The following is a 25,549-nucleotide window of genomic DNA, read 5'->3' on the forward strand; positions in this document are numbered from 1 at the left end:
CGGCTTCGTCCAGGCCGGTGTGAGGTGGGTGGGTCAGGGGGCGTCGGTGGAAGCGGTGGACTGTGCGCTTGTCGTCGAGATCGCGACGTCGCGGCCGCTGGCGACAGCGCTCATAACGCGGGATGACCGTGACGTCGGTCGGTTCGTTCAAGGACAGGATCTTGGATCATTCGCCCACGACAGCGTGGGCAGCTGTGTCAGCGTGCGCTAGTGGATGAACATCGCCGCCTCCGCGCGCTGGTCGCGGGACTGCTGGCCGGTATCGCGCTGCTGAGCGCGGCCTGTTCGGACGGTCCCGATAGCCACCGGCTAATGCAGCCGACGACCACACCGAGCAGCGTCACGACCGAGCCGACCGGTCCTCGAGTCGGTGATCATGCCGCGGAGATCGCCGAGTACAAGGAGGCAGCTCAGGCAGCGCTGCCGTCCCGCACGGGCGTGGTGCTCGGCTCCTCCGACATCGTCACCGGTGCGGACACCCCTGGGGGCTGGCAGGTGCAAAACCAGCGGGGCAGTTTCTTCGGGCAGGATGCGGCGGTCGGGAACCGGCAGGTGGAGGTGGTCTGCGCGGGGCGGGGAGAGGTCGACGTCAGCGTCACCGTCCAGACGGGACAAGGAGACAAGGTGAGCACCACTCCGGTCTCGACCACCTGCTCAGCGCAAGGGTCAACGTCGCAGGCGAGGTTCGAAGTGGGAACGGACGACGAGGGCTTCGACGTCGATGTGGTCCCTGCAGGCGGTGCAGTCGCGGTCCTCGGGTGGGTCGTCACCTGACGGCTTGGTCGTCCGCTCACCTCATGATCGGAGCTGTGGCATCGCCCGCACTTCGGCATGAACGCGACGGCGCCAGCCGCAGGCGACAGCGCGCACAACGCGGGATGACCGTGTGCCTACTCCCCGCCTAGCCAGCGCGACGCTTGCCTCGCCAGACCGACGTGTAGTGCACGCTCAGCCCCAGGAAGACGACAGCGATCACCCCGGCGATCACCGCGAACGCCGGTCTTGGCCCGACCGGCGCGAGAGCCGCCGCCACCGCAGCAAGGGTGATCACAGCGCAGAGGACGGCGGTGACGCCCTCGTGCTTGGTGACTCGGTCGTTCGTCCAACGCGCCATCTAGCCAGTCTGTCGGGCCACGCGGCGGCTGGTCGCGACTGACCGCATCTCGGCAGGACCGCGACGTCTCGGCCGCCAGCGTCAGCGCGCACAACGCGGGATGACCGTGCGCTTCGCGCGCACCGCGGGATGACCGTGCGCTTCGCGCGCACCGCGGGATGACCGTGCGCTTCGCGCGCACCGCGGGATGACCGTGCGCTTCGCACCGTGCGCTGCGCGCACCGCGGGATGACTGTGCGGTTGCCTAGCCGTCCACGCGTGGACGGAGGTCGACCTCCTGGTCGTGGATGACGACTTCCTGGTCGGGGCACACAGGCCCCACGAGCGTGACGGTCTTGCCCGCCGGGAAGGTCACCAAGACATCCCCGTCCGTGCACCCGGCATAGAGGATGACCATTCCGCCGTCTGCATCGACGGTGGAGGTCTCCCCGTCGGAGACGACGCTCACGTCATCGGGTCCAAAGCCGGCCGCCCATGACAGCGCGCACAACGCGGGATGACCGTGACGTCGGCGGCGCCCGGGAATCCGTCGTGAGACGGTGCCAACGTGATGGTGAGCTGCTATGTCCGTCTCGAATCGTGGGCTGTCGCATGTGGATGAGAGAGCGACCCGAAGGTCCACTTCGACCCTGGGTGCGCTGGGTTATGACCTTCGTCTGCGCCGTGGTGGGCGTGGGTGGCGTCCTCGTCTTCATCGTCCGAGGTATCCAGGACGGGGATGACTTCTTCTACTGGCTCGCTGCTGTCAACGCGGTCTTCTGGCTCGGCATGTTGGTCGCGATCCTCGTCGTCGACAACCGTCGTCGACGGGCGATGGATGGGACTTCGTCCAAGTCCTCTCGGTGATCGTCCACTGACTAAGCGACCGCCCGCTCTTCACCAATTCCGGGGCGTCGCCGGTAGCTCGGGACCGCGCAGAACGCGGGATGACCGTGAGGTCGTTCCCTGCGGTGGGGATGCGCCGCGGACGCGGCGCCGAAGTTGGTCTCGACGAGAACACTGCCCGGTCCCTACAGTGGTGGTGCGGCGTTGACGGGCGTGACGACCCCCGAGCCGTAACGGCTGGTCCCCGACATCGGACCGACGAGGCCGGTCCAGTACGGACCGGTGAAGGTGTGGTGGCACCGCGAGCAACCCGATCGCCCACACCTCCGGGGTAGGAACCACCTGGAGGTGATCATGAAACGCACGCTCAACACCACCCTCGCTGCGCACATCGGCGAACCCATCCGCCTTGAAGGCTGGATTCACCGACGTCGGCGACTGGCCGCGGTGACCTTCCTCGTCCTGCGCGACCGCAGCGGCTTGGCCCAGATCGTGGTGAGCGACGAAGCGACGCGGACAGCACTCGACGGCTTGCCCGAGGAGACCGTCGTGCGCGTCACTGGGACAGCTACCGCCAACGCCAAGGCGCCCGGCGGGGTGGAGGTCACCAATCCCACCATCACTGCTCTCAGCGCACCCGCCGCGACCTCGCCGGTCGAGCTGTGGCGCCCGCACCTGGACGCGGCGCTGCCGACCCTGCTGGACCACGCGCCCCTCACCTGGCGCCATCGGGAACGTCGAGCGGTGTGGGAGGTGGCGGCGGCCTCCTTGCGTGGCTTCCGCACCACGCTGGATGCGGGCGGGTTCACTGAGGTCGCTACCCCGAAGTTCACCGCCACCGCCACCGAGTCCGGCGCGAACGTGTTCGCCGTGGACTATTTCGGCCGCCCCGCCTACCTGGCCCAGTCCCCGCAGTTCTACAAGCAGATGCTGGTCGGGGTCTTCGAGCGGGTCTATGAGACGGGCCCGGTGTTTCGCGCTGAACCGCACGACACCGTCCGCCACCTGGCTCAGTACACCTCCCTGGACGTCGAGCTGGGCTTCATCACCGACCACCGTGACGTCCTGGCGGTGCTGCGTGAGGTCCTGGCCGGGATGGTCACCGCCGTGTCAGAGCAGGAGGACGTCTGCCGGTTAGCTGGGGTGCAGGTGCCGGTGGTGCCGGAACAGATCCCGCTCATCCACTTCCGCGACGCGTTGCGCCTGGTCGGCGCTGACCCGGAGGAGCTGGACCTGGCTCCGGAGCACGAGCGGGAACTGAGCCGGTGGGCGCTGCGTGAGCACGACAGCGACTTCCTCGCCGTAGAGGGCTACCCCGCGGCCAAGCGGCCGTTCTACACCCATCCTCAGCCTGATGACCCCCGGTGGACGAACTCCTTCGACCTGCTCTTCCGCGGCCTGGAGCTGGTGACCGGAGGGCAGCGTTTGCACGAGCACGCCGACTACGTTGCCGCACTCACCGCCCGCGGGCAGAACCTGGACGACTACCGCACCTACCTGGACACCTTCGCCCACGGCATGCCCCCGCACGGCGGGTTCGCGCTGGGCCTGGAGCGGTGGGTCGCCCGACTGGCTGGTCTGGATAACGTCCGGCGCAGCACGCTGTTTCCGCGTGACCTACACCGGCTGACCCCGTGAGCGGAACCTCGGGCTGAGAACATGGGGCGGAGCGGACTGTCGGAGGGCGGTCCGCTCCGTGCCGCACGCACCGCGGGATGACCGTGACGTCGAGGGCGGACCAGGACCGCGGTCGCTACGACGTACCGGCGGGGCGGACCCATCGGATCTCGCGCACGCCGTCCTCGGTCCTGCTGCGTCCGTCGGGGGCGAAGCGGTGCTTGCGGTAGAAGGCCTGAGCACGAGGGTTGGGGTCTACGACCCACAGGGCAGCCGACTCGTCGGGGTCGAGGACGGCGTTGAGCAGTGCTGCTCCTACTCCGCAGCCGTGGTGGGCCGCGTCGAGGTAGATGAGGTGCAGCTGGGACTCCTCGGTGACGTCGGGTTCCTGCGAGGGGCCGGACATGGCGATGCCGACGATGGTGCCGTTCACTTCGGCGACGACGGTGCGGTTGGTGCTCCACCGCTCATCGGTGAGGGCGCCGGTCCAGAAGCGTTCGCGGGCTGGCAGGAGGTTCGGGTCGTCCAGGACGGAGTCGGGCATAAGGCCGCGGTAGGTCTGCTGCCAGGAGGTGACGTGGACCTGCGCCATCCGTGGCGCGTCGCTGGGTCGTGCACGGCGAACGGTGACCCCCGACGTCATGCGCTGACCCTAGGAGCCAGCGGCTCGAGTCACTGCTCGCGGTCTCCCGTGTGTCGGCACGTCCGTGAAGTCGTCAGCCGCCAGCGGCAGCGCGCACAACGCACCATGACGGGGCGCAAAGGTGTGGTCGCATCGCTCAGCTCAGCGGGTCAGCCGCCCCCGGATCGCGGGGTTGACGTCCACGTCGTGCCGCAGCGCCGCCAGTTCGCTGGCCTCGATGCTCACCCCGTGCTCCTGGGCGACGTCCGCCAGGTAGGCCCAGTGCAGCGCCGCCTCTTCCTCGTGAGTGCGGCCTTCGGGCGGCTCGTCGGGTCCGACCACCGTGCGCGCGGTCTCGGTCAGGCCCTGCAGCGATTCGTGGGCCCAGATGTTGCTGGGGCCGCTGGAGGACCAGCCGCGGTCGTCGAGCAGAGTTAGCCGCCGTCCATCGGCGAGTTCAAGCTCGTGCAGCGCCGAGATGGACGAGCGGTGATCGTTGTTGAACTCCGGTCCTGTCGTCTCGTTGATGTCGATGGAGGTGATCAGTCGCCTGGCGTTGGACACACCTGCAGCCTTGCCCATGCTGGGGCGGCGTGGGTCTGAACAGGGGACTCAGGCCGCAGATCGCGCCATGACCGCGCGTCTGTGCACAAGTCCACGTAAGCAGGCCGGCACCGCTCAGAGGCTGCGGAGCGGGCGGTCGTCGTCGGCGTGGAAGTAGCGGACATCCACCTCCGGCAGCTCGCGCTGCAGCTCGTGCGCCAGGTCCAGGCCCTGCTGCACCCACGCAGCCCGGGTCTCGGGACTGGCCCACTCGAAGTCGGTGAGGGCCAGCTGCTCGAACTGCTCGTTCCACCCTCGCAACCGCTGCGCGAGGGCATCGGAGACGCCCAGCTCGCTCAGCGACAGCGACCCGCCAGTTCCCAGTGGCCGATCCCATACCGGGTCCCCGACGCTGTACTCAGCCATCACCAGCAGCGCCTGCGGCCGGTGGGCATCGCCAGTCCGAGGTGCGGGGCGCTCTGCCACCCACTGCAGCTCAAAGCCCCGGCGCCGCTTGCCCTCGATCAGGGCCAGCAGGTCGATCAGGGCCGCGCGGTCACGCGCCAGGTCGGGCAGGGTCGCACCGGTCTCGAGGCGCTCACGCAGGAACTTGCCCCCCACCATCTGCGCCTGCGGCCCGAGGAGGCGGCTGACGTGGTCGTGGATGAAGTGCATGACCTCATCGGGGACACCGTCCCTCTCGTAGGAGTCCTCGATCAGCAGCCAGGCTCGCAGCGCGTCGAGCGCTTCAGCCTGGTGCCTGCCCTCGACTGCGGCCTGCCGCAGCTCGTCGTCGTCCACCCCTTGATCCTGGCAGCGGTCCGGTGAGCCGGAGCGCCCGGTCATTGGCGATATGCAGGTGATCGTCGTGCTCAGCTTGCGCTCGGTCATCGTCATGACCGTGACGTCCGTGACCGTGAAGTCGAGGCGGGTGCTGGTGAGCCGCTAACGGCTCCGCTGGTGCTGCTCGCCCGGCCGTGGCTGTCCGCCGATGACGCTTGGCCCTGCATCACCGCGTGAGCGTCACCCGGTGAGGGGAGGTCTGCGCTGTGCCGTGGTCGACTGAGAGCGGCGGGGCGGGGGCTCGAAGGGCCGAGAAGTGTCACCACCACGACCGTCGGAAGTGTCACCGATGTCTTGATGCGGAACTGTCACCGATGTCCTGAGACACGACAAGGGTGGCGACCCGAGACGTGACCTACCATCGAACACGTGTTCGAGCAGCAGCGCGCGGTGCGCCACGGCCCCCCGGGCTGGCCGCAGGAGGTCCCTCCTCCCGACGCCCAGGACGTCGCGGACTGGCGCGTGGACGCGGTCGCCTGGCTGCTGGACCAGGCACCGCCGGAGTACCGCACCTACCGCGCGGTGCGCCACCACCCGGTGCTGCTCGTGTGGCTCGTGCGGCAGCACGTGGCGGCGCAGCGGGAGGCCGTCCGGCGGGCGACCAGCACGGCCCGCCGCGACCTGTCGCACCGGCTGCCCCCGGAGGCGGCGCCGGGCGTCTTCGACGTCCTGGAGCGCGAGGACCTGCGGCTGCGGAAGGTGGCGCGGGCCGTGGACCTGCTCGACCAGGCCATGGAGGGGACGAAGTTCGTGCCCCGCCTGTGAGCCGGTCGTGAACGGTTGGCCCGGCCGGGCGGGTTCACGACCTGCGTGTCGCAGGGGGCTCCTAGACTCGCCGGGTCCGTTCGCCCAGTCACAGGAGGCCACCCCGCATGGGGCTGCTCGAGTCCATCCAGGGTCCGTCCGACCTCAAGACCCTGGCCCCGGACCAGCTGACGCAGCTGGCCGGGGAGGTGCGTGACTTCCTCGTCGCCGCGGTGAGCCGCACGGGCGGTCACCTCGGGCCCAACCTGGGCGTCGTCGAGCTGACGATCGGGTTGCACCGCGTCTTCGACTCCCCGCGCGACCGCTTCGTCTTCGACACCGGCCACCAGAGCTACGTCCACAAGCTGCTGACGGGGCGGCAGGACTTCAGCCGGCTCCGCGAGGCCGGCGGCCTGTCCGGCTACCCCTCGCGGGCCGAGAGCGAGCACGACGTCGTCGAGAACTCCCACGCCTCCACGTCGCTGTCGTGGGCCGACGGGCTGGCGAAGGCCTTCGAGCTGCGCGGGGAGCGCGACCGCACCGTCGTCGCGGTCATCGGCGACGGTGCCCTGACGGGTGGCATGGCCTGGGAGGCGCTGAACAACATCGCCGCCGCGCACCGTCCGGTGATCGTGGTCGTCAACGACAACGAGCGGTCCTACGCCCCGACGATCGGCGGCATGGCCTCGCACCTGGCGACGCTGCGCACGACGCGGGAGTACGAACGCCTCCTGGACTGGGGCAAGCAGTCGCTGCGCAGGGGCGGCGCGCCGGGACGCCTGGCCTACGAGACGCTGCACGGCGTCAAGAAGGGCCTCAAGGACATCGTCGCCCCGCAGGGGTTGTTCGAGGACCTGGGCCTGAAGTACGTGGGGCCCGTCGACGGGCACGACACCGAGGCCGTGGAACACGCTCTGCGGCGGGCGAAGTCGTTCCGCGGACCGGTCATCGTCCACGTCATCACGCAGAAGGGTCGCGGGTACGAACCGGCCCTGGCCGACGACGCCGACCACTTCCACGCCGTCGGGATCATCGACCCCGAGACGGGGGAGGCGCAGGCCAGTTCCGGGGCGTCGTGGACGAGCGTGTTCAGCCGCGAGATCACCGAGATCGCCACCACCCGCCGCGACGTCGTGGGCATCACCGCGGCCATGCAGATCCCCGTCGGGCTGCAGGAGTTCGCCGACGCGTTCCCCGACCGCGTGTTCGACGTCGGGATCGCCGAGCAGCACGCGGCCACCTCGGCCGCGGGGATGGCCGCGGGCGGGTTGCACCCCGTCGTGGCCGTCTACGCGACGTTCCTCAACCGCGCCTTCGACCAGGTCCTCCTGGACGTCGCCCTGCACCGGGCGGGGGTCACGTTCGTCCTCGACCGCGCCGGTGTCACGGGTCCGGACGGGCCCAGCCACCACGGCGTGTGGGACCTCGGGTTGTGCCGGCTCGTCCCGGGCCTGCGGTTGGCGGCGCCGCGCGACGCCGAGACCCTGCGCGAGGAACTCCGCGAGGCCGTGGCCGTCGAGGACGGGCCGACGGTGCTGCGGTTCGGCAAGGGCAAGGTGCCCGCGGTGATCCCCGCCGTCGCGCGCGCCGGGCTCGCCGACGTCCTCGAGGGGGACTGCTGGGAGGCCGGCGACGACGTCCTGCTCGTCGCGGTCGGCGCGCTCGTCCCGCGTGCGCTCGACGTCGCCCGCCGCCTGCGCGAGCACGGGGTCGGCGTCACCGTCGTCGACCCGCGCTGGGTCGTGCCCGTCGACGACGCCCTCGTCGACCTCGCGGCGCGGCACGCCCACGTCGCCGTGCTCGAGGACGGGTGCGAGGTCGGCGGGGTCGGCTGGGCCCTGACGGCGGCCCTGCAGGCCCGTCGGGACCCGACGCCCGTCCAGGTCTTCGCGCTGCCGCAACGGTTCCTGGACGTGGGGGACCGCGAGACCCTGCTCGACGAGGCCGGCCTCGCCCCGCAGGACGTGGCCCGGTCCGTCGTCGAGGCCGTCGCTCAGCAGGCCCGGTCGAGCGCCTCGTCCGCCACAGCCGAGGAGTCCCCGACGACGAGCACACCCCGCAGCGCGCCGTTCCCCTCGAGGTAGGCGCGCGTCGCGGTCGGCGTGCAGTCCCCGGGGACGAGCAGCAGCGGTGCACCGTTGACGGCCGCCGCGGGCACGGCGGCGAGCGCGTCGGGGAACGTGCGGCCCGTGGCCACCACCGCCACCGACGACTGCTGGTGCACGGCGCTCGCGACGGCCGCCGACGTCGCGTACCGGTCCGCCCCGGCGAGGCGCGTCACGGCCTCGGGCGCGGACAGGAACAGGTCGGCCCGGGCGGTGACCGTCGCGGACACCGAGGCGGTGCTGCCGATGACCGTGACGCGTGACCGGTCCGCCGCGCTGAGCCACGTCGTCACGCTGTCCGGCAACCGGTCCGGTGCCGTCAGCAGCAGCGGTTCGCCCCGCCACCCGGCCAGCGCGGCCCCCGAGACGGCGTCGGGGAACGCGTCGCCACGGGCCAGCACGAAGGACGCCTGCTGGGCCGGGAAGAACTTCTGCGCGACGGCGACGGCTGTCGCGTACCGGTCGGCACCGGCGGTGCGGTCGACGGTCGCCGACGGCAGCAGGGCGCGCACGGCGGCGAGGACGGCGTCCGGCACGCGGTCGGTCCCTCCGACGACGTGCACCGACGCGGGGGACAGGCGCGTCAGCTCGGCGCGGGTCGCGGCCGGCAGTCCGCCCGCCGCGGTGAGCAGCAGGGGTCCGTCGAGGTTCGCGGCCGCGGGGCCGGCGGCCAGCGCGTCGGCGAAGGACTCACCACTGGCCAGGAACACCGTCGACCCCGTCGAGGGCGCGAACGAGCCCCGCGAGACGAGCGCCGCCGTGGTGTACCGGTCGGTCCCGTCGGCGCGGACGGTACCGCTGTAGACGAACGGGGTGCTGACCGCCTGGGCTGCGGGGGCGGACGTCAGGACGGCGGCCACCGCCACGGCGACCCCAACGATGTGACGCTTGGTGAACATGGGGTGACTCTACGAGGTGATCACTCCCGGAGGTCGACGGTTCCGCGGTGCACCGGGTACCCGTCGGCGATCCAGCGCTCCACCCCGCCGACGAGGTCCGTCGCCCGGTGCAGCCCCACCGCCCGCAGGCTGGCCGCCGCCAGCGAGGAGCTGTACCCGTGCCGGCACACGACGACCACCCGCAGGTCCAGGCTCGTGGCCTCGGGGATGCGGTGGGGCCAGGCCGGGTCCAGCCGCCACTCCAGCACGGTGCGGTCGATGACGAGGGCCCCCGGGAACTCGCCCTGCTCGGCGCGGTGCGACGGGGTCCGGGTGTCGACGACGAGCGCACCTGCGGCCTGCTCTCGCGCCAGCTCCGCCGGGGTCAGCCGGTCCAGCTCCGCCTGCACCCGGGCCAGGTGGTCGGCGGCACCCACTCAGGCGGCTTCGCGCGCCTGCAGGGCGTGCTCGAGCATCTCCGCCATCCGCCACGCCTCGGACGGGGACAGGTGGAAGCCGAGTTCGCGGTGCGTGCCGAGGCCGGAGTAGATCGCGATGCCGGACAGGTTCGGCTCGTGACCGTCGTCCTCGATGACGCTGAGGCAGATCCACGGCTTCACACCGGGACGGAAGTGGGCCATCCGCAGCGGAGGCACGTGCCGCTCGCCCTTGAGGTAGGGCACGAGCATGCGCGCGTAGTGAAGGTCGTAGACCTCGGTCCGCCCCTCGGCGTGCAGGAACACGTCGTTCCCGCGGATGGTGATGGATCCAGTGGCTGTGGCCCCTAGCTGCACACCGCCCATTTCACCGGACGGACGGCGTCGTGTCTCGTTCGTTACCGAATCCCCACGGCCGACGTGGCGCGGATCACTGTCCCTCGGCGAGCACGTTCTCCACGAGACGGGGGCTCGTCGGCGCCAGTGCGACCTCCTCGCGGGTGACGAACACCGGACGCCGCAGACCCCGGTCGGCCCGGTCGGTCGCGGCCCACGCGGCCCCCACGTAGGCGGGGTCGATGCGGGCCAGGTCGAACCAGCCGCGGCTGCGGTCGGGCACGGCCACGGCGCGCAGCACGTTGCCCGGCGTCCGGTCGGGACCGGCGACGAGGTGTTCGCGCAGCGTGCTCGACACGAGCAGTGTGGGGACGTCGCAGCCGCCGACGGGACGCAGCACCCCCGCCGTCGGGGTCCCGGTGTCGCGCAGGAGGCGCTGGACGACGAGGGCGCCGAACTCCTCCAGCCGGGCGAGGTCCTCCTCGCCCACGGAGGTCGAGCGACCGGTCGCGCGGGCCGAGGCCACGGGCAGCGGCAGCGTCCGCTCGGACCGGCCGTGCGGCACGACGACGCCCAGCCCCAGGTGCAGGGCGCCCCCGAGGACGGCGCGGTGGGTCCAGCCGAACCCGGGGTGCCGGTCGGCGTCGACGGGCACCGCGAGCGGGACCACGCGGGCGGTGCCGGAGTGCAGTTCGTGGTGGGCGTGCAGGAGGTCTCCGACCCGCAGGCGCGTCACGTCCTCGTCCCCGTCGCCGGCGGCCGCTCCCGCGGCGCGCGCCAGGTCGGCCCACTCCAACGGGGAACAGCCCGGCAGGCGGATCCCGTCGTCGTCGAGGTCGACGTCCAGGTCGTCCACGACGCTGGTCGCCAGCACGCTGCGTCGCAGGATGGCCCGGACGGGGGGCGGCTGTTCGGTGCTCACCTGCCCGACCGTAGACGGAACGGGCCGTCACGCCCCGTCGTCGTCGCCCGGACGGGTCAGCGTGTCGCGAGGTGGAACCAGACCGTCTTGGCCGCGGAGCCCTCGTCCCGCGGCTGGGGCCACCAGCCGGCGTCCTGCTCGTCAGCGCCGTCGGGCACCTCGTCGCTGCGGTAGACGCCCCAGGCCGTGGCCAGCGCGTCGACCAGGGCGATGCCGCGACCGTCGGTGGCCTGCGGCGACTGGTGACGCAGGGTCGGGACGCGGTCGTCGCCGTCGGTGATCCCGACGAGGATGCCCTCCTCGTCGTGGGTGAGGGACAGCACGACCGGGCCGCGGCCGTGGTCGAGGGCGTTCTGCACGAGTTCGCTCGTGAGCAGTTCGGCGATCCAGCGCCGCGCCGCGGGCAGGTGCTGCTCGGGGCAGTGGTCGCAGACCCAGTGCCGTGCCATCGCCGCGGCGGACAACCGCTCGTCCAGGGTGAGACGTTCCACGTCAAGCTCCGTCACCGTCGACACCGTCACCGCTGCGTGACCGGCACGACCATCCCCCACTCGGACCACCCGGGCAAGGCGAGAAGTGTCGGCGTGCTCAGCCGCGGTGGGTCGACGCTCAGGATCCGGCGGGTTCGGAGTCGACGATCGCCTCGACCTTCGCCTCCGCCATCGCCTGCACGAGCGGGGCGGCCACCAGGTCCAGCTGCCAGGCCCGCGCACCGCGCTCGGCCAGGGCGGCCCGGACCGACGACTCCTCCAACGGGGTCGGCGGCGCCCAGGCCAACCGGCGCAGCGCGTCCGGCTGCAGGAGGTTCTCCACCGGCAGGCCGTGCTCGTCGGCCACGCCCGTCACGACGGCGCGCGCGGCGTTCAACCGGGCCGCGGCCTCGGGGTCCTTGGCCGCCCACGCCCGCGGCGGCGGGGGGCCGTCCCCGCGCGGCTGGTGCGCCGGCAGGTCCGCGTCGGGCAGGGCCAGGCCGGCCGCGACCGCGTCGGCCCACAACGACAACCGCGAACGGGACGCGCGGCCGGTGAAGCCCGACGTCGCCGCCAGCGCCTGCGGGGTGCGGGGCATCGCCCGCGCCGCCGCGACGATGGCGGAGTCCGGCAGCAACCGGCCGGGGGAGGTGTCCTTGAGGCGGGCCTCGGCGTCGCGGGCCAGCCACAGCTCGCGCACGACGGCCAGCTGCCGGCGGGAGCGCACCGCGTGCAGACCCGACGTCCGTCGCCACGGCTCGGCCGGCGGCGGCGGCGGGGGAGTCGTCGCGACGTGCTCGAACTCCTGCCGGGCCCACTCCAGCTTGCCCTGCGCCGCAAGGCGTTCGGCGAGCGCGTCGCGCAACTGCACGAGGACCTCGACGTCGAGGGCCGCGTACGTCAGCCACGGTTCGGGCAACGGCCGCGTCGACCAGTCGACGGCGGAGTGCTCCTTGGCCAGTCGCAGCCCGAGGAGTTCCTCGACCACCGCACCCAGCCCGACCCGCGGCAACCCCGCGATGCGCGACCCGAGCTCGGTGTCGAAGAGCGAACTCGGGTGCATCCCGAGCTCGGCCAGGCAGGGCAGGTCCTGGTTCGCCGCGTGCAGCACCCACTCCACACCCTGCAGCGCCTCACCGAGCGCGGACAGGTCCGGGAGTGCGGCCGGGTCGATGAGCGCGGTGCCCGCGCCCTCGCGGCGCAGCTGCACGAGGAACGCCCGCTGCCCGTACCGGTAGCCCGACGCGCGTTCGGCATCGACGGCGACCGGTCCCGAACCGGCCGCGAACGCAGCGACGACCTGCGCCAGCGCGGCCTCGTCGGCCACGACGGGCGGCAGGCCGTCGGCGGGAGCCGAGAGCAGCGGCAGCTCAGGTTCGGCGACCTGTTCCTGCTGCTCCACCGGCGCGTTCGTCACCGCACCACCGTACGTGACCGGCGGTGCGCTCAGATCACTGGATCACACCTGCACGGAGGGTGATGGCGACCATCTCGGCGCGGTCACCCGTGCCGAGCTTGCGGGCGATGCGCGCCAGGTGGCTCTTGACCGTCAGCGCGGACAGGCCGAGCAGGGCGCCCGTGTCCTTGTTGGAACGGCCGTCGGCGACGTGCTGGAGCACCTCGACCTCGCGCTCGGACAGCGAGTCCACACCGGACTCACCGCCGCGGCCCTCGAAGCCCACACCCTCCGGACGCGTGGTGACGAGGTAGCACCGCACCCCGGCCGCCACCGCACCGCGGACCGCGAACGGGTCGGCGTTGGAGGAGAGCACGACGCAGCGGTTCCAGCCCGCCGCCCGCAGCTCCGAGACGAGCTGGGCGCCGGAACCGTCGGGCAGCCCGGCGTCGGCGATGAAGAGCGCACGCGGACCCGTGCGGGCCATCGCGCGGGCCTGGGCCACGCTCGTGGCGTGCTCGACGTTCACCGCGCCGAGCATGCGCAGCGTGCGCGTCACCGATTCGCGCACCGCGGGGTCCGCGACGGCGACGAGGGCCGCGAAGCGGCCGAGACGGGAAGGAACGGCCATCCCGGGGCGTTCGACGAGCGCAGTCACCGTCGTCCTCCTGCAGGCGATCGGGCGCACCCCTGGCGGGTGCGCCTCTGTTTCTGAGGAGGTGATCGGCCACCCTGGGGTGGTCCTTGAACGTTCGCGCGTCAGCGCCTGTCAGTGGTTGCGCCGTCCGAGGGACACGACGCCCTCGGGCAACGGCGGCAGCCCCGCCACCGTGCACACCAGCTCACCCCACGCCTGCAGGTGCGCGGGCAGGCCGTCGGGATCCTGCGGCGTCCACGACGCCCGCAGTTCGACGTCCACCGAGGCCTCCCGGTCGGCGAGGGCCCCGTAGCCCTCGGACAGCACCCGCGTCACCGTGCCGCCCACCCCGGTCGCCTCGGCGCCGGCGTTGGCGAGCCCGTCCTCCAGCCACGACCAGCCGACCTGGCCCAGCATCGGGTCGGCGCCGAGCTCGGCCTCCAGGTCGGCGCGCGCGTACGTCACGACGCGGAACTCCCCGCCCCACTCCTCCGGGGCCGACGGGTCGTGCAGCAGGATGAACCGGCCCGTGGCCAGTTCGTCGCCGTCGAGGACGACGTCCCCGGCGACGGCCCACGAGTGCGGTGCGATCCGCGCGGGGGCCGGGACCTCCGTCAGCACCAGCTCCGACCGCAGCCGGACCTCGCGCACCGCCGCCACAGCCGCCTCGAAGGCGGCGGGGACGCCGGGGGCACCTGGTCCTGAGCGTCCTCGGTGAGCGGTCACGGCAGGGAGCGTAGGCAGTCCCGCCCCCGGGGGCGGTGCAGCCACGCCGTGGGAGCATCGCCAGCGTGCCTGACCAGAACGCGCCCGACCAGACCTCCCCGTACCTGCACGCCGCGCGCGGCGGGACCACGCCCTCGCGCACCCCCGTCTGGTTCATGCGCCAGGCCGGCCGCTCGCTGCCGGAGTACCTCGCGGCGCGTGCCGGGACGACCATGCTGGAGTCCTGCCGCCGCCCCGAGCTCGTCGCCGAGATCACGCTGCAGCCCGTCCGCCGCTACGACGTCGACGCGGCCGTCTTCTACTCCGACATCGTCGTCCCGCTCGAGGCCGCGGGGGTGGGCGTCGAGATCGTCCCCGGCACCGGACCCGTCATCGCCGAACCCGTGCGCACCCGCGCCGACCTCGACCGCATCCCCGAACTGTCCCTCGAGCAGCTGCAGCACGTCACCGACGCCGTGCGGCTGACCACCGAGCAGCTCGGCGCGACCCCGCTCATCGGGTTCGCCGGTGCGCCGTTCACCCTCGCCAGCTACCTCGTCGAGGGCGGACCCTCGCGGGACCTGCTGCGCACCAAGGCGTTGATGCACGCCGACCCGCAGCTGTGGCACGACCTCGCCGCCCGCCTCGCGCAGATCACCGGGACGTTCCTGCGCGCTCAGGTCCTCGCCGGCGCCTCCGCCGTGCAGCTGTTCGACTCCTGGGTCGGCTCCCTGCCGCTGGCCGTCTACGAGCGCCTCGTCGCCCCGCACTCCGCCGCCGCCCTCGGCGCGGTCGGCGACCTCGGGGTCCCGCGCACCCACTTCGGCACCGGCACCGGAGAACTGCTCGGCGCCATGGCCGCCGTCGACGGCGGCGTCGACGTCCTCGGCGTGGACTTCCGCGTCCCCCTCGACGAGGGCGCCCGCCGCGGCCGCGAGGGCGCCGGCCGCCCCGTCGCCGTGCAGGGCAACCTCGACCCGGCGCTGCTCTTCGCCCCGTGGGAGGTCCTGCGCGAGGACCTGCACCGCATCCTGCGCGAGGGGGAGCGGGCCGGGGCCGGGCACGTGGTGAACCTCGGCCACGGCGTCCCGCCGACCGCCGACGCCGACGTCCTGCACCGGGTCGTCGAGGAGGTCCACGCGTGGCGGAACTGACCGGCCGCGACGCCGGTCGTCTCCCCGGTCGTCCCCCCGGTCGTCGTCGTGTCGTGGTCGTCGGCGGCGGGATCTCCGGTCTCGTCGCGGCGCGCGACCTCGCGGGCCACTGCGACGTCACCGTCCTGGAGGCCGCAGGCCGTCTCGGCGGTGTCCTGCAGCGCGCCGACGTCGGCGGACTGACCGTCGACCTCGGCGCGGAGTCGATGCTGGCCCGCCGCCCCGAGGGCACCGACCTCGCCCGCGACCTCGGACTGCCCCTCGTCCACCCGGCCACGACGACGGCCTCCGTCGCCACCGCCACCGGGCTGAGCGCGCTGCCCGCCGGCACCGTCATGGGCGTTCCCCGGTCGGCCGAGTCGGTCCGCGGGCTGCTCGACCCCGCTGCCGTCGAGCGCGTCCGGACCGAACCCGAACGGCCCGCCACCCCGCTGCAGGACGACGTCAGCGTCGCCGAGTACGTCGCCGAGCGCGTCGGCCAGGACGTCGTCGACCGCCTCGTCGAACCCCTCCTGGGCGGCGTCTACGCCGGGCACGCCCGCCGGCTCTCGTTGCAGGCCACCGTTCCCGCGCTGTGGCAGCACGCCCGCCGCGGTGGCTCCCTGCTCGACGGCCTCGGCCCCGCACCGGCCCCGGGGGCCCCCGTCTTCGCCGGTGTCGACGGCGGGATCGCCCGCCTCCCGGTGGCCCTGGCCGAGGACCTGCGCGCCCGCGGCGCCGACGTCCGCACCGGCACCCCCGTCCACGAGCTCACCCGCACCGCCACCGGCTGGCGCGTCCGCACTCCCGACGCCGTGCTCGAGGCCGACGCCGTGGTGCTCGCCGTCCCCGCCCCCGCGGCCGCCCGGCTGCTGGCCGGCCCGGCGCCCGCCGCGGCCGCCGAGCTCGCCGACGTCGAGACCGCGAGCATGGTCATCACGGCGCTCGCCGTCCCCGTCGCCGACCTCGACGGGCTCACGGGGTCCGGCGTGCTCGTGCCGCCCGTCGTCGGGGCCGGCCGCGGGCTGCACGTCAAGGCGCTGACGCTGTCGGGACGCAAGTGGGAGTGGGTGGGGGACCAGAGCCGTGAACTCGCCGTCCTGCGTGTCTCCCTCGGCCGGGCCCGCGAGACCGAGGCGCTGGAGGCCGACGACACCGATGTGGTGCGGTGGGCGACGCAGGACGCCTCCGCCCTGCTGGGCCGGGCGCTGCACCCCGTCGACCACGCCGTCGTGCGCTGGGTCGACGGTCTGCCGCAGTACGCCGTCGGGCACGTGGACCGGGTGGCGCGGCTGCGGGCGGCCGTCGAGCGCGTGGAGGGCCTCGCCGTCTGCGGCTCCGTCCTCGACGGGGTCGGCGTCCCGGCGTGCATCGCGGCGGCCCGGCGGGCGGCCGCCGCCGTGGCCTGACGGGGGCTGGGGGAGGATGGCGCCATGTCCGACACGACCCCCGCCAGCACTCCCACCGCCGACGAGATCAACGGCACCATCGCTTACGCGATGTGGTCGGTGTTCGCCGTCGAGACGACCCTCGGTGACGCCGACCGGGCCGAGCTGACCGACGAGGTCTCCGGCCTGCTCGAGGAGCTCACCGGCAAGGGGCTCGTCGTCCGCGGCCTCTACGACGTCGCCGGTCTGCGCGCCGACGCCGACGTCATGGTGTGGTGGTACGCCCCCACGATCGAACTCGTCCAGGAGGCCTACCGCCGCCTGCGCCGCACCCGGCTCGGGCGCCACCTCGCGCCCGTGTGGTCGGTCGTCGGCCTGCACCGCCCCGCGGAGTTCAACCGCGGCCACGTGCCGGCGTTCATGTCGGGGGAGCGGGCGCGCGACTACGTCTGCGTCTACCCGTTCGTCCGGTCCTACGACTGGTACCTGCTGCCCGACGCCGAGCGACGCACGATGTTGCGCGACCACGGGCTGGCGGCCCGTCCGTACGAGGACGTGCGCGCCAACACCGTGTCCGCGTTCGCGCTGGGCGACTACGAGTGGATCCTCGCGTTCGAGGCCGACGAGCTGCACCGCATCGTCGACCTCATGCGTGACCTGCGGGCCACCGAGGCCCGCCGCCACGTCCGCGAGGAGATCCCGTTCTTCACCGGGCCCCGGGTCGAACTCCCGGAGCTCGTCAACGCCCTGCCGTGAGTCAGACCTGGCGGTAGTCCGCCTCGGAGTCGGCGTCACCCGCGCGGGTGGCGTCGACGTCCGGCTCCTCCTGCGCCAGCCGCTCGTCGAGGGTCTCGGAGTCGCGGTCCCCGTCCTCGATGATCTCGGCGGTGAAGTTGCTGAGGTGGTTCTCCGGCTCCCAGCCCTGGTCGTCCTGGTCGTCGCGCATCAGGGTGTCGCTGGAGAGGACGTCGGGGTCGTCGGCCGACGGAGCCGCGTCCGAGTCGACCTGCTGGAGGTCGGGATCCGCCAGCGGGTCGACGTCGGGATCACGGGGTTCGTAGGGCTGCTCGCTCATGCAGCCCACCCTGCCTCAGGCCTGCGACGGGCGCAGGCTGAGGCTGATCGAGTTGATGCAGTACCGCTGGTCCGTCGGCGTGGGGTAGCCCTCGCCTTCGAAGACGTGGCCCAGGTGCGAACCGCAGGTGGCGCAACGGACCTCGACGCGGCGCATGCCCAGGGTGGTGTCCTCGAGCAGTTCCACGGCGTCGGAGTCCTTGGGGTCGAAGAAGGACGGCCAGCCGCAGTGGGAGGAGAACTTCTCCGAACTGGTGAACAGCTCGGCCCCGCACGCGCGACAGGCGTAGACGCCCTCGGTCGTCGTGTCCTCGTACTCACCGGTGAACGGTCGCTCCGTCCCGGCCTGGCGCAGCACGTGGTACTCCTGCGGGTCCAGCTGCGCGCGCCACTCCGCGTCCGTCTTCGTCACGTCGTACGTCTTGCTGCTGGTCTCGGGCGTGTGCGCAGTCATGTCCACCTCAACCCCTCCGGTGCGTGCGGTGTTCCGTCCGGCGGTCCGCTCAGCCGAGCCGTGTCGTGCCGGCGTAGACGTGCAGCACGGGGACGCCGAGGGTGTCGCGCGCCTTGGACGCCCAGTCGGCGTGGAAGGTGTCCTCGACGGCGTGCGGACGCGTGACGACGACGAGCTCGCGCGCGTCCGGTTCCTCGGCCAGTGCCTGCCGGACGGCCGGCAGCGGGTCGTCCGCGGTCGTGCGGCCGTCCGCCGTCAGCCCCTCGGCGCGCAGCGCCTCCACGGTGGCCCGCAGCGCGGTCTCGGCGTCGGCGCGGGCCTCCCGGGCGTCGGGGCGTCCGGCGCGCAGGTCGGCCAAGGCCTTCTTCAGCTCGCCCAGGCTGAGCCGGTCGAGGACGTCGGCGAGCAGACTGCGGTCGGTGTCGGCCGGGACGAGGACCACGTGCCGCACGTCCTGCCCCTCGGCGCGTTCGGCGGCGTGCAGCTGCGCGACGTTGCGGGCGTCGACGTCGCCGAAGGCCTCCTCGGTGAGGACGACGACGGTCCAGGGAGCGGCGTGGGGCGACGCGTTCTCAACAGGCACGCGCCGACCCTAGTGGGGGTGGGTGAGCCCGGCAGCCCGGTGTCCGGCAGGATCGTGGCGTGAACGCGTGGAGCACCCGGGGCCGGAGCAGTCGTGCGGTACCGCGCTGGGTGGCCCCCGCAGTCCTCTTCGGGACGGCCGGGGTGGCGCACCTGCTGCGCCCCCGCGGTTTCGACGCGATCGTGCCCCGCGCCCTGCCGGGTTCGGCCCGGGCGTGGACGAACGGCTCCGGTGTCGCCGAGCTGGCGCTCGCGGGCGGCTTCGCGGTGCCGGCCACGCGCCGCGTGACGTCCCGGGCCGCCGCGGCCTTCCTCGTCGCGGTGTGGCCGGCGAACGTGCAGATGGCGGTCGACGCGTGGCGGTCGGGGTCGACCCGGGCCCGCGTCGTGACGACCGTCCGGCTCCCGCTGCAGGTCCCCCTGGTGCGGCTGGTCCTGCGGGCGGGCGGGTGAACGGGCGGCGCGCCGCCGCCGTCGGAGCCGTCGCCACGGCCACCGCCGCGACCGTGACGGGAGCGGCGCTGACGGCCACCGCCGTGTCGTTCGCACGGGCGGTGGTGACGCCTCGGCGCCACAAGCCGGACGACCTCGAGGTGCTGCAGGTCGGGCCCCACCGGGTCGTGCTGACCGCCACGGCGGACACGGTCGTCCCGGGCCGGTACGGCGTGTGGACGCAGGAGGGGCGGGGCCACTTCCGCGTGGGCGACGTCCTCGAGGCGGACGACGAGCGCGTGACGCGGGAGCTGCTCGGCGTCGACGCGGGTGTGCCCGCCCCCGGTGCGGCGCGGTGGAACCAGTACTACTACGCGGGCGACCCGGCGCGGGCGCTCGGCCTGGCGCACGAGGACGTGCTCGTCCCCAGCGACGTCGGGGCCCTGCCGTGCTGGTCGGTGCCGGGCCCCTCGGACACCTGGGCGCTGCTCGTCCACGGGCGCGGGGCCACGCGCGAGGAGGCCCTGCGCGCCGTGCCCGTGCTCCACGACCTCGGCCTGCCGTGCCTCGTCCCGGCCTACCGCAACGACGTCGACGCCCCCGCCGTGAAACCCGGGTTCTACGGGCTCGGCGACACCGAGTGGCGGGACGTCGAGGCGGTTGCGCGGTACGCGCTGGAGCGGGGCGCCCGGCGGTTGCTGCTCGTCGGCTGGTCGATGGGCGGGGCCATCGTGCTGCAGTTCGTCGCCCGTTCCGCCCTCGCGCAGCACGTGGCCGCGCTCGTCCTGGACGGTCCCGTCGTGGACTGGTTCGACGTGCTGGACCACCAGGCCCGCAAGGCCGGCGTTCCCGTGCGCCTGGGCCGCTTCGGGGTGCAGCTGCTGGGGCACCCGGTGGGACGTCGGCTGGTGGGTGTCCCGGGTCCGGTGGACCTGCGGGCGATGGACTGGGTGCGCCGTGCCGAGGAACTGCAGCTGCCGGCCGTGCTGCTGCACTCCGACGCCGACGACTACGTCCCCTCCGGGCCCTCTCAGCGCCTGGCCCAGGCCCGCCCCGACCTCATCACCTACGTCGCCAGCAGCACCGCGCGGCACACGAAGGAGTGGAACGTGGACCCGCAGGGTTGGGAGTCGGCCGTCCGGGAGTTCGTCGTCGCACGGGCGGGGGTCGGTTCGTGAGCGTCGCGCACGCGCTCTGGACCACCGGGCCGGGGCAGGTCGAACTCCGCGAGGAACTGCTGCCGGTGATCGGCACGGCCGACGTGGAGATCCGCACGGAGTTCTCCGCCGTCAGCCGCGGCACGGAGGCCCTCGTCCTCGCCGGCGCGGTGCCGCCCAGCCAGCACGACACCATGCGCGCCCCGTTCCAGTCCGGGGAGTTCCCGTTCCCCGTCAAGTACGGCTACCTGTCGGTCGGGACCGTCGAGCAGGCCGGTCCGCGCGCCCAGGACCTCGTGGGGCGCAGGGTGTTCTGCCTGCACCCGCACCAGGACCGGTACGTCGTGCCCGCTTCCTCCGTGCTGCCCGTCCCGGCCGCCGTCCCGCCGGGGCGTGCCGTCCTCGCGGGGATGCTGGAGACCGCCGTCAACGGGGTGTGGGACGCGGGTCTGGGGATCGGTGACCGGGTCACCGTCGTCGGCGCGGGCGTCCTCGGGCTGCTCGTCGCGACCCTCGCCGCGCGGGTCCCCGGCACCGACGTCGAAGCCGTCGACGTGCGGACCGACCGGGCCGGGACCGCCGAACGCCTCGGTTTCCGCCTCGTCGCGCCGGACGACGCGCGCCGCGAACGGGACGTCGTCCTGCACACCAGCGGAACGGGTGCGGGGCTCACGACGGGGTTGCAACTGCTCGGCGACGAGGGCCTGCTCGCCGAGCTCAGCTGGTACGGCGACCGCAACGTCGAAGTCGGCCTGGGGGAAGGTTTCCACTCCCGCCGCCTGACGATCCGGGCCTCGCAGGTCGGACGCGTCCCGCCCGCCCGGGCGCCGCGGTGGACGACCCGGCGCCGGCTCGCGTTGGCGCTGGACCTGTTGTCCGACGAGCGGTTCGACGCGTTGCTCGACGGGGTCACCCCGTTCGCGCGGTCCGCGGAGGTCCTGCCCGGGATCGCCGCCGTGGGGGGCGACGCCCTCTGCCACCGGTTCAGCTACTGAGGAGTCCTGCATGTTCTCGTTGACCGTCCGCGACCGGTTCATGGTGGCGCACAGCTTCACCGGCGAGGTGTTCGGTCCGGCGCAGCGCCTGCACGGGGCGACGTTCGTCGTCGAGGCGACGTTCCGGCGGGCCGACCTGGACGCGGACGGCCTCGTCGTCGACATCGGCGTGGCCTCGCAGGTGCTGCGCACGGTGCTCGCGCAGGTCGAGTACCGCAACCTCGACGACGTCGAGGAGTTCGCGGGGCAGAACACCTCGACCGAGTTCCTGTGCCGCTGGATCGCCGACCGGCTCAGCGTCGACCTCGGTCCGGCCGTGACCGGGCTCGCCGGGATCACCGTGCTGCTGCGGGAGTCCGACGTGGCGTGGGCCTCGTACGAGAAGGAGCTGTGAGGGTCCTCCTCGCGCCCGACCTCTCCGCGCCCACGGGCGGCAACCGGTACGACGCGGAACTCCTGGCCCGGGGCGTCGTGGGCCGCGTCGTGGGGTCGCTGGAGGAGGTGCCCGCCGGTGCGGCGGTCCTCCTGGACGGGCTCGTGGCGTCGGCCCGGCCCGACGTGCTCGCGGCGCACCGCGGCCGGGTCCGGCTGGTGCTGCTCGTCCACCTGCTGCGGGCCGACGACGTTCCACCCGAACCCGTGCTGGCCGACGAGGTGCGCTCACTCCGGCTCGTCGACGCCGTCGTCGTGCCCAGCCGGTCCGCCGCCCGACGGGTCCTGGAGGTCTCCGGCGTCGAGGCCGTCGTCGCCGAACCCGGCACCGCCCCGGTGCGACCGTCGGTGGCGCGCGGGGCGCACCGGGTGCTGAGCGTCGGGACGGTGGGTGCCCGCAAGGGGCAGCGCCTCCTCGCCGAGGCCGTCGCCCGGCTCGGCGACCCGTGGACGGTGCGGTGCGCCGGGACCGTCGAGGAGGGTTTCTCCGTGGCCGGGACGACGTTGCTCGGTCCCCTCGACGACGCTGCGCTGCAGGCGGAGTGGGACCGAGCCGACCTGCACGCGCTGCTCTCGGAGGCCGAGCCGTACGGGATGGCCGTCGCCGAGGGGTTGGTGCGCGGGGTTCCGTCCCTCGTCGCCGACCGGGGGGAATTGCCCGACCTCGTCGGCCACGCCGGGATCGTCGTGGAGCGTGACGTGGACGCCGTGTGTGCCGCGCTGGAGCGGTGGGCGGCGTCCCCGGGACTGCGGAACGCCTGCCGGCGTGCCGCCGCCGCCCGAGAACTGCCGACGTGGGACGACACCGCACGGACCGTGACCGACGTGCTGGAGGCACCGTGACGGAGACCGAGCTCGAGAACTTCGACCCCGACTGGCTGGCGCTGCGGGAACCCGTGGACCACTCCACCCGGTCCCGGCGTCTGGAGGGTCTGCTCGCCGCGCGGCTCGCCGACCGCGACCGGGTCCGCGTCGTGGACCTCGGGGCGGGGTCCGGGTCCACCCTGCGCCACCTCGCGCCGCGGTTGCTCGAGCTCGGCGTGGGCGCGGCGCAGGACTGGGTCCTCGTCGACCACGACGAGGCCCTGCTGTCCCGGGCGCTGGCGGTTCCCGTCGACGCAGCGGCGTCGGTGGCGACGACGCGGGTCGACCTCGGGGACCGGGACGCCCTGAGCGACGTGCTCTCGGGTGCGGACGTCGTCGTGGGGTCCGCTTTGCTCGACGTGCTGCCCGCGCCCGTCGCGACCGGGCTCGTCGAGGTGCTGTCGACGCTGGACCCACGTCCCGCGGTGCTGTTCGTGCTGACCGTCGCCGGCGGGGCGAGCACGGAACCCGACGTCCCCGGCGCCGCAGAGGCTTTCGACGCCGACCAGCGCGCCCACGGTCTCGGCCCCGACGCGACGGGTTTCGTCGCCGAGGCGTTCGCCGCCCACGGGTGGTCGGTGGAGCGGGATGCGACGCCGTGGCGGCTCGGGCCGTCGCCCCTGCTCGACGCCTGGGCCCGGGGGTGGTTCACCGCGGCCGGCGTGTCCGGGCGACCGGTTTCTGCGGCCGTGGTGCCGCACGAGGACCTGCTCGCGCAGTAGGCGCTCAGGCCCTCCGGGCCACGAGGGAGAACATCAGGGGGCACTCGGCGGAACCCGGCGGGAGTTCCCACCCCCGTTCGCTCGGGACGAGGGACGGCAGGGCCTTCCACGGGATCGTGCGGTGCTCGTGGAACGCCTCGATCCGCAGTCCCGCCGCCAGGACCGAGCCGAACACCTCACCGAGGTCGTGCGTCCACTGGTACGTGACGGCGTTCGCCATCCGGGAGTCGCTGGCGTAGGTCGTCCCGTCGTCGAAGCGCCGGGGGCCGCCGCCGGAGAAGTACGGCTCACCCAGCACGAGCTGGCCGTCGTCCCGGTCGTACTGCAGGGCGCTCATCGTCGGATGCGCGTCGTGCACGAGGAAGACCCCACCCGGCCGCAGCAGGCGGGCCACCGCACGAGCCCACGGGCGCAGGTCGGACAACCACGTGAGCACCCCGACGGACGTCAGCACGACGTCGAACTGCCGGCCCAGGACGTCGGGCGCGTCCTCGTTGGTGGTCTGCACGAACGACACCTTCGGCAGCCCAGCCCGCGCGGCGAGCCGTGTCGCCGTGGCCACCGCGGCGCCGGAGAGGTCGGTGCCGACCACCCGGGCTCCGCGGCGGGCGAGGCTGATGGTGTCCGTGCCGATGTGGCACTGCAGGTGGACGACGTCGAGGCCCTCGAGGGAACCCCCTGGCAGGTGCGGGCCGAGGACCTCCGCCTCCACCGCGACGCCCACGGCCTGCGGGTCGTCCGCGAACGCCTCAGCGTCGTAGGCGACGACGTGGTCGGGAACGCGTTCGTCCCAGTTGCGCATGTTCGTGGTGACGGGGTCCACGGCGAGAGCCTACGAGCGACGGCGGCTGCAGGGGACGCAGCCGCTGGCGTGGGGGAGGAACTCCAGGCGTTCCTGCGGGATGGCTCCCTGGCAGTGGACGCAGAGGCCGAACGTGCCGGCGTCCATGCGGGCGAGTGCGTCCGCAGCCTCGCCGAGAGCGCGGCGAGCGCTCGTGATGCGCGCTGCCGCAGCGGGATCGGTGTCCGCGGCGCGCAGTTCCTCAGCGGTGAGGGACTGCAGCAGGTGCCGGCGGTCGTCGCGGGTCTCTTCGAGAACCGCCCGCAGTTCTGCGAGCAGGGTCGCGTCGAGAGCGGGACCGGGTAGCCCGTGGGCGACGACGGGGGTCGCGGCGGAGGTGGTCGTGCTGGTCATGGTGAACTCCTCGGGAGAAACAAGAAGGACGCCTCGCGGATGCGGGGCGTCCCTGGGTGTGGTGATCTCGGTGAACGGATCACCCGTCAGGGGGCGAGGTGGTGGGAACGCACGTCGGTGCGACCCGGGGGTTCACCCCGAGCCGCGCACGTCCCACGATCCCTCGCATGGAGCCGACCATAGCCGCTGGGCAGGGGAAGTCCAGTCGGTTTCGCGCCCGTGGGTCAGAACGGGGGTGGGTCGTCGGCGTCGCGGGCAGCGCGCAGTGCGGCGACCCGTTCGGCGCGGTCGTCGACGTGTTCCCAGACGAACTGGGTCTTGAACCGGTGGTGGGTGCGGCACAGGGCCTGGATGTTGTCGGCGGTGGTGGGGCCCTCGGGCCAGGGGACGATGTGGTCCAGGTCGCAGTCCGCGGCCGGGCGTACGCACCCTGGTCCGCGGCAGGTCTCGTCGCGGGCGACGATGAACCGGCGCAGGGCGGCGGAGGGTCGGTAGGTGTCGGCGGCGACGTCGATGACGTCGCGGGTGCCGGGGGCGGTGACGACCTTGCGCCAGGTGGCGTCGGGGTCGGCGGCCAGTTCCCGCGCGGTCTGGATGCTGACGGGGCCGAGGCCGTCGACCCAGGCGGCGTTCTCGGGCAGGTGTGTGTCGGTGCCGAAGAGGGTGGTCGCGTCGATGCGCAGGAGGACGTGGACGCTGGTGGCGGGGCGGTGGCTGCGGCCGGTGGTGACTGGGTGCTCGTCGTCGGCGGGGCGTTGGTGTGCGTCGTCGGAGGTGGCGGGGGTCCAGCGGGTGAGGCCGTCGCGCAGGACGTCGACGAGGGCGTCGTTGACGCGGGTGGCGTGGTCGCGGTCGTCGTGGACGCCGGCGGCCTTGGTGTGGTCGGTGGTGGCGTCGGCGCAGGCGGTGGCGAACGTCATGAGGCGC

The 25,549-nt window shown here is 73.3% G+C and carries 33 protein-coding genes; 14 read left to right on the forward strand and 19 right to left on the reverse strand.

The window, feature by feature from the left end; genetic code table 11:
• The first annotated feature begins 210 nt into the window (after positions 1-210).
• The gene (locus tag AB0637_RS23110) at positions 211-774 is read left to right on the forward strand and encodes a hypothetical protein (protein WP_366175044.1); all 564 of its coding nucleotides are present in this window, start codon (positions 211-213) and stop codon (positions 772-774) included.
• A gap of 127 nt (positions 775-901) precedes the next feature.
• On the opposite strand, the gene AB0637_RS23115 is transcribed toward AB0637_RS23110, so the two are convergent.
• On the reverse strand, positions 902-1,114 hold the full coding sequence (locus tag AB0637_RS23115; RefSeq protein ID WP_366175045.1) for a hypothetical protein: 213 nt from the start codon (positions 1,112-1,114) through the stop codon (positions 902-904).
• A gap of 244 nt (positions 1,115-1,358) precedes the next feature.
• Positions 1,359-1,562, reverse strand: coding sequence for a hypothetical protein (locus AB0637_RS23120; RefSeq protein ID WP_366175046.1), 204 nt, complete (start codon positions 1,560-1,562; stop codon positions 1,359-1,361).
• Between the two features lie 197 nt (positions 1,563-1,759).
• On the opposite strand from AB0637_RS23120, the gene AB0637_RS23125 reads away from it, so the two are divergent.
• The gene (locus AB0637_RS23125) at positions 1,760-1,960 is read left to right on the forward strand and encodes a hypothetical protein (protein ID WP_366175047.1); all 201 of its coding nucleotides are present in this window, start codon (positions 1,760-1,762) and stop codon (positions 1,958-1,960) included.
• A 333-nt stretch (positions 1,961-2,293) separates the two neighbouring features.
• Entirely contained in the window at positions 2,294-3,577 is a 1,284-nt protein-coding gene (gene aspS, locus AB0637_RS23130) for an aspartate--tRNA(Asn) ligase (protein WP_366175048.1), read from the forward strand.
• A 115-nt stretch (positions 3,578-3,692) separates the two neighbouring features.
• Here aspS and AB0637_RS23135 read toward each other — a convergent pair whose 3' ends face one another.
• From AB0637_RS23135 to AB0637_RS23145, 3 genes are all read right to left on the reverse strand, one after another.
• Positions 3,693-4,199: a GNAT family N-acetyltransferase gene (locus AB0637_RS23135; RefSeq protein ID WP_366175050.1), complete on the reverse strand. Its 507-nt coding sequence runs from the start codon at positions 4,197-4,199 to the stop codon at positions 3,693-3,695.
• Between the two features lie 141 nt (positions 4,200-4,340).
• Positions 4,341-4,742 (reverse strand): hypothetical protein, encoded by a 402-nt coding sequence (locus tag AB0637_RS23140; RefSeq protein WP_366175051.1) that lies wholly within the window; start codon positions 4,740-4,742, stop codon positions 4,341-4,343.
• A gap of 114 nt (positions 4,743-4,856) precedes the next feature.
• Positions 4,857-5,612: a hypothetical protein gene (locus AB0637_RS23145; RefSeq protein ID WP_366175052.1), complete on the reverse strand. Its 756-nt coding sequence runs from the start codon at positions 5,610-5,612 to the stop codon at positions 4,857-4,859.
• A 321-nt stretch (positions 5,613-5,933) separates the two neighbouring features.
• Between AB0637_RS23145 and AB0637_RS23150 the strand changes: the two genes are divergently transcribed.
• Together AB0637_RS23150 and dxs are read left to right on the forward strand one after the other, a co-directional pair.
• Positions 5,934-6,329, forward strand: coding sequence for a hypothetical protein (locus tag AB0637_RS23150; protein WP_366175053.1), 396 nt, complete (start codon positions 5,934-5,936; stop codon positions 6,327-6,329).
• Between the two features lie 107 nt (positions 6,330-6,436).
• Positions 6,437-8,392 carry a 1-deoxy-D-xylulose-5-phosphate synthase gene (gene dxs, locus AB0637_RS23155; protein ID WP_366175054.1) on the forward strand — a complete coding sequence of 652 codons (1,956 nt, stop codon included), beginning with the start codon at positions 6,437-6,439 and terminating at the stop codon, positions 8,390-8,392.
• On the opposite strand, the gene AB0637_RS23160 is transcribed toward dxs, so the two are convergent.
• The 8 genes from AB0637_RS23160 to AB0637_RS23195 form a co-directional block, all read right to left on the reverse strand.
• Positions 8,302-9,312 (reverse strand): cell wall-binding repeat-containing protein, encoded by a 1,011-nt coding sequence (locus tag AB0637_RS23160; RefSeq protein WP_366175055.1) that lies wholly within the window; start codon positions 9,310-9,312, stop codon positions 8,302-8,304. The two genes, dxs and AB0637_RS23160, sit on opposite strands and share 91 nt — an antisense overlap.
• Before the next feature lie 20 nt (positions 9,313-9,332).
• On the reverse strand, positions 9,333-9,728 hold the full coding sequence (locus tag AB0637_RS23165) for a rhodanese-like domain-containing protein (RefSeq protein WP_366175056.1): 396 nt from the start codon (positions 9,726-9,728) through the stop codon (positions 9,333-9,335).
• Entirely contained in the window at positions 9,729-10,034 is a 306-nt protein-coding gene (locus tag AB0637_RS23170; protein WP_366175057.1) for a hypothetical protein, read from the reverse strand.
• A 124-nt stretch (positions 10,035-10,158) separates the two neighbouring features.
• Complete coding sequence (locus tag AB0637_RS23175; RefSeq protein WP_366175058.1) at positions 10,159-10,986, reverse strand: hypothetical protein; 828 nt, start codon at positions 10,984-10,986, stop codon at positions 10,159-10,161.
• Between the two features lie 56 nt (positions 10,987-11,042).
• Positions 11,043-11,477, reverse strand: coding sequence for an ATP-binding protein (locus AB0637_RS23180; protein WP_366175059.1), 435 nt, complete (start codon positions 11,475-11,477; stop codon positions 11,043-11,045).
• Positions 11,478-11,595: 118 nt separating this feature from the next.
• Positions 11,596-12,873 (reverse strand): HRDC domain-containing protein, encoded by a 1,278-nt coding sequence (locus tag AB0637_RS23185; RefSeq protein WP_366175060.1) that lies wholly within the window; start codon positions 12,871-12,873, stop codon positions 11,596-11,598.
• Positions 12,874-12,907: 34 nt separating this feature from the next.
• Positions 12,908-13,510 carry a response regulator transcription factor gene (locus tag AB0637_RS23190; protein WP_179754984.1) on the reverse strand — a complete coding sequence of 201 codons (603 nt, stop codon included), beginning with the start codon at positions 13,508-13,510 and terminating at the stop codon, positions 12,908-12,910.
• 111 nt (positions 13,511-13,621) lie between these two features.
• Complete coding sequence (locus AB0637_RS23195) at positions 13,622-14,215, reverse strand: DUF3000 domain-containing protein (protein ID WP_366175061.1); 594 nt, start codon at positions 14,213-14,215, stop codon at positions 13,622-13,624.
• 65 nt (positions 14,216-14,280) lie between these two features.
• On the opposite strand from AB0637_RS23195, the gene hemE reads away from it, so the two are divergent.
• From hemE to hemQ, 3 genes are read left to right on the forward strand one after another with little or no spacing between them, the layout of a single operon-like run.
• Positions 14,281-15,348 carry a uroporphyrinogen decarboxylase gene (gene hemE / locus AB0637_RS23200; protein ID WP_366175062.1) on the forward strand — a complete coding sequence of 356 codons (1,068 nt, stop codon included), beginning with the start codon at positions 14,281-14,283 and terminating at the stop codon, positions 15,346-15,348.
• Positions 15,336-16,736: a protoporphyrinogen oxidase gene (gene hemG / locus AB0637_RS23205; protein ID WP_366175063.1), complete on the forward strand. Its 1,401-nt coding sequence runs from the start codon at positions 15,336-15,338 to the stop codon at positions 16,734-16,736. The genes hemE and hemG overlap by 13 nt, the downstream gene beginning before the upstream one ends.
• Positions 16,737-16,760: 24 nt before the next feature.
• Positions 16,761-17,471, forward strand: coding sequence for a hydrogen peroxide-dependent heme synthase (hemQ, locus tag AB0637_RS23210; RefSeq protein WP_366175064.1), 711 nt, complete (start codon positions 16,761-16,763; stop codon positions 17,469-17,471).
• A 1-nt stretch (position 17,472) separates the two neighbouring features.
• Here the strand turns inward: hemQ and AB0637_RS23215 are convergent, their stop codons facing one another.
• Genes AB0637_RS23215 through AB0637_RS23225 form a run of 3 tightly spaced genes read right to left on the reverse strand, consistent with a single transcriptional unit; the run spans position 17,473 to position 18,826 of the window.
• Positions 17,473-17,790, reverse strand: coding sequence for a hypothetical protein (locus AB0637_RS23215; protein ID WP_366175066.1), 318 nt, complete (start codon positions 17,788-17,790; stop codon positions 17,473-17,475).
• A 15-nt stretch (positions 17,791-17,805) separates the two neighbouring features.
• Positions 17,806-18,243, reverse strand: a complete 438-nt coding sequence (msrB, locus tag AB0637_RS23220) for a peptide-methionine (R)-S-oxide reductase MsrB (protein WP_366175067.1) — start codon at positions 18,241-18,243, stop codon at positions 17,806-17,808.
• Positions 18,244-18,292: 49 nt separating this feature from the next.
• Entirely contained in the window at positions 18,293-18,826 is a 534-nt protein-coding gene (locus AB0637_RS23225; RefSeq protein ID WP_366175068.1) for a hypothetical protein, read from the reverse strand.
• 110 nt (positions 18,827-18,936) lie between these two features.
• Here AB0637_RS23225 and AB0637_RS23230 point away from each other — a divergent pair, with 110 nt between their 5' ends.
• The 6 genes from AB0637_RS23230 to AB0637_RS23255 are packed head-to-tail and all read left to right on the forward strand — an operon-like array spanning position 18,937 to position 23,427.
• Positions 18,937-19,278, forward strand: coding sequence for a hypothetical protein (locus AB0637_RS23230; protein ID WP_366175079.1), 342 nt, complete (start codon positions 18,937-18,939; stop codon positions 19,276-19,278).
• Positions 19,275-20,435 carry an alpha/beta fold hydrolase gene (locus AB0637_RS23235; protein WP_366175069.1) on the forward strand — a complete coding sequence of 387 codons (1,161 nt, stop codon included), beginning with the start codon at positions 19,275-19,277 and terminating at the stop codon, positions 20,433-20,435. Before AB0637_RS23230 ends, AB0637_RS23235 begins: the two co-directional genes overlap by 4 nt.
• Positions 20,432-21,409 carry a zinc-binding alcohol dehydrogenase gene (locus tag AB0637_RS23240; RefSeq protein WP_366175070.1) on the forward strand — a complete coding sequence of 326 codons (978 nt, stop codon included), beginning with the start codon at positions 20,432-20,434 and terminating at the stop codon, positions 21,407-21,409. The genes AB0637_RS23235 and AB0637_RS23240 overlap by 4 nt, the downstream gene beginning before the upstream one ends.
• A gap of 10 nt (positions 21,410-21,419) precedes the next feature.
• Complete coding sequence (locus tag AB0637_RS23245) at positions 21,420-21,803, forward strand: 6-carboxytetrahydropterin synthase (protein WP_366175071.1); 384 nt, start codon at positions 21,420-21,422, stop codon at positions 21,801-21,803.
• Positions 21,800-22,684, forward strand: coding sequence for a glycosyltransferase (locus AB0637_RS23250; RefSeq protein WP_366175073.1), 885 nt, complete (start codon positions 21,800-21,802; stop codon positions 22,682-22,684). Before AB0637_RS23245 ends, AB0637_RS23250 begins: the two co-directional genes overlap by 4 nt.
• On the forward strand, positions 22,681-23,427 hold the full coding sequence (locus AB0637_RS23255; RefSeq protein ID WP_366175075.1) for an SAM-dependent methyltransferase: 747 nt from the start codon (positions 22,681-22,683) through the stop codon (positions 23,425-23,427). The genes AB0637_RS23250 and AB0637_RS23255 overlap by 4 nt, the downstream gene beginning before the upstream one ends.
• Before the next feature lie 4 nt (positions 23,428-23,431).
• Here the strand turns inward: AB0637_RS23255 and AB0637_RS23260 are convergent, their stop codons facing one another.
• From AB0637_RS23260 to AB0637_RS23270, 3 genes are all read right to left on the reverse strand, one after another.
• Complete coding sequence (locus AB0637_RS23260) at positions 23,432-24,250, reverse strand: class I SAM-dependent methyltransferase (protein WP_366175076.1); 819 nt, start codon at positions 24,248-24,250, stop codon at positions 23,432-23,434.
• Between the two features lie 9 nt (positions 24,251-24,259).
• Positions 24,260-24,622, reverse strand: a complete 363-nt coding sequence (locus AB0637_RS23265) for a hypothetical protein (RefSeq protein ID WP_366175077.1) — start codon at positions 24,620-24,622, stop codon at positions 24,260-24,262.
• Between the two features lie 224 nt (positions 24,623-24,846).
• Positions 24,847-25,549: HNH endonuclease signature motif containing protein (locus AB0637_RS23270; RefSeq protein WP_366175078.1), on the reverse strand; the 703-nt coding region annotated here is incomplete at its 5' end.

The organism is Kineococcus sp. NPDC059986 (assembly GCF_040702905.1).
GTDB lineage: Bacteria > Actinomycetota > Actinomycetes > Actinomycetales > Kineococcaceae > Kineococcus.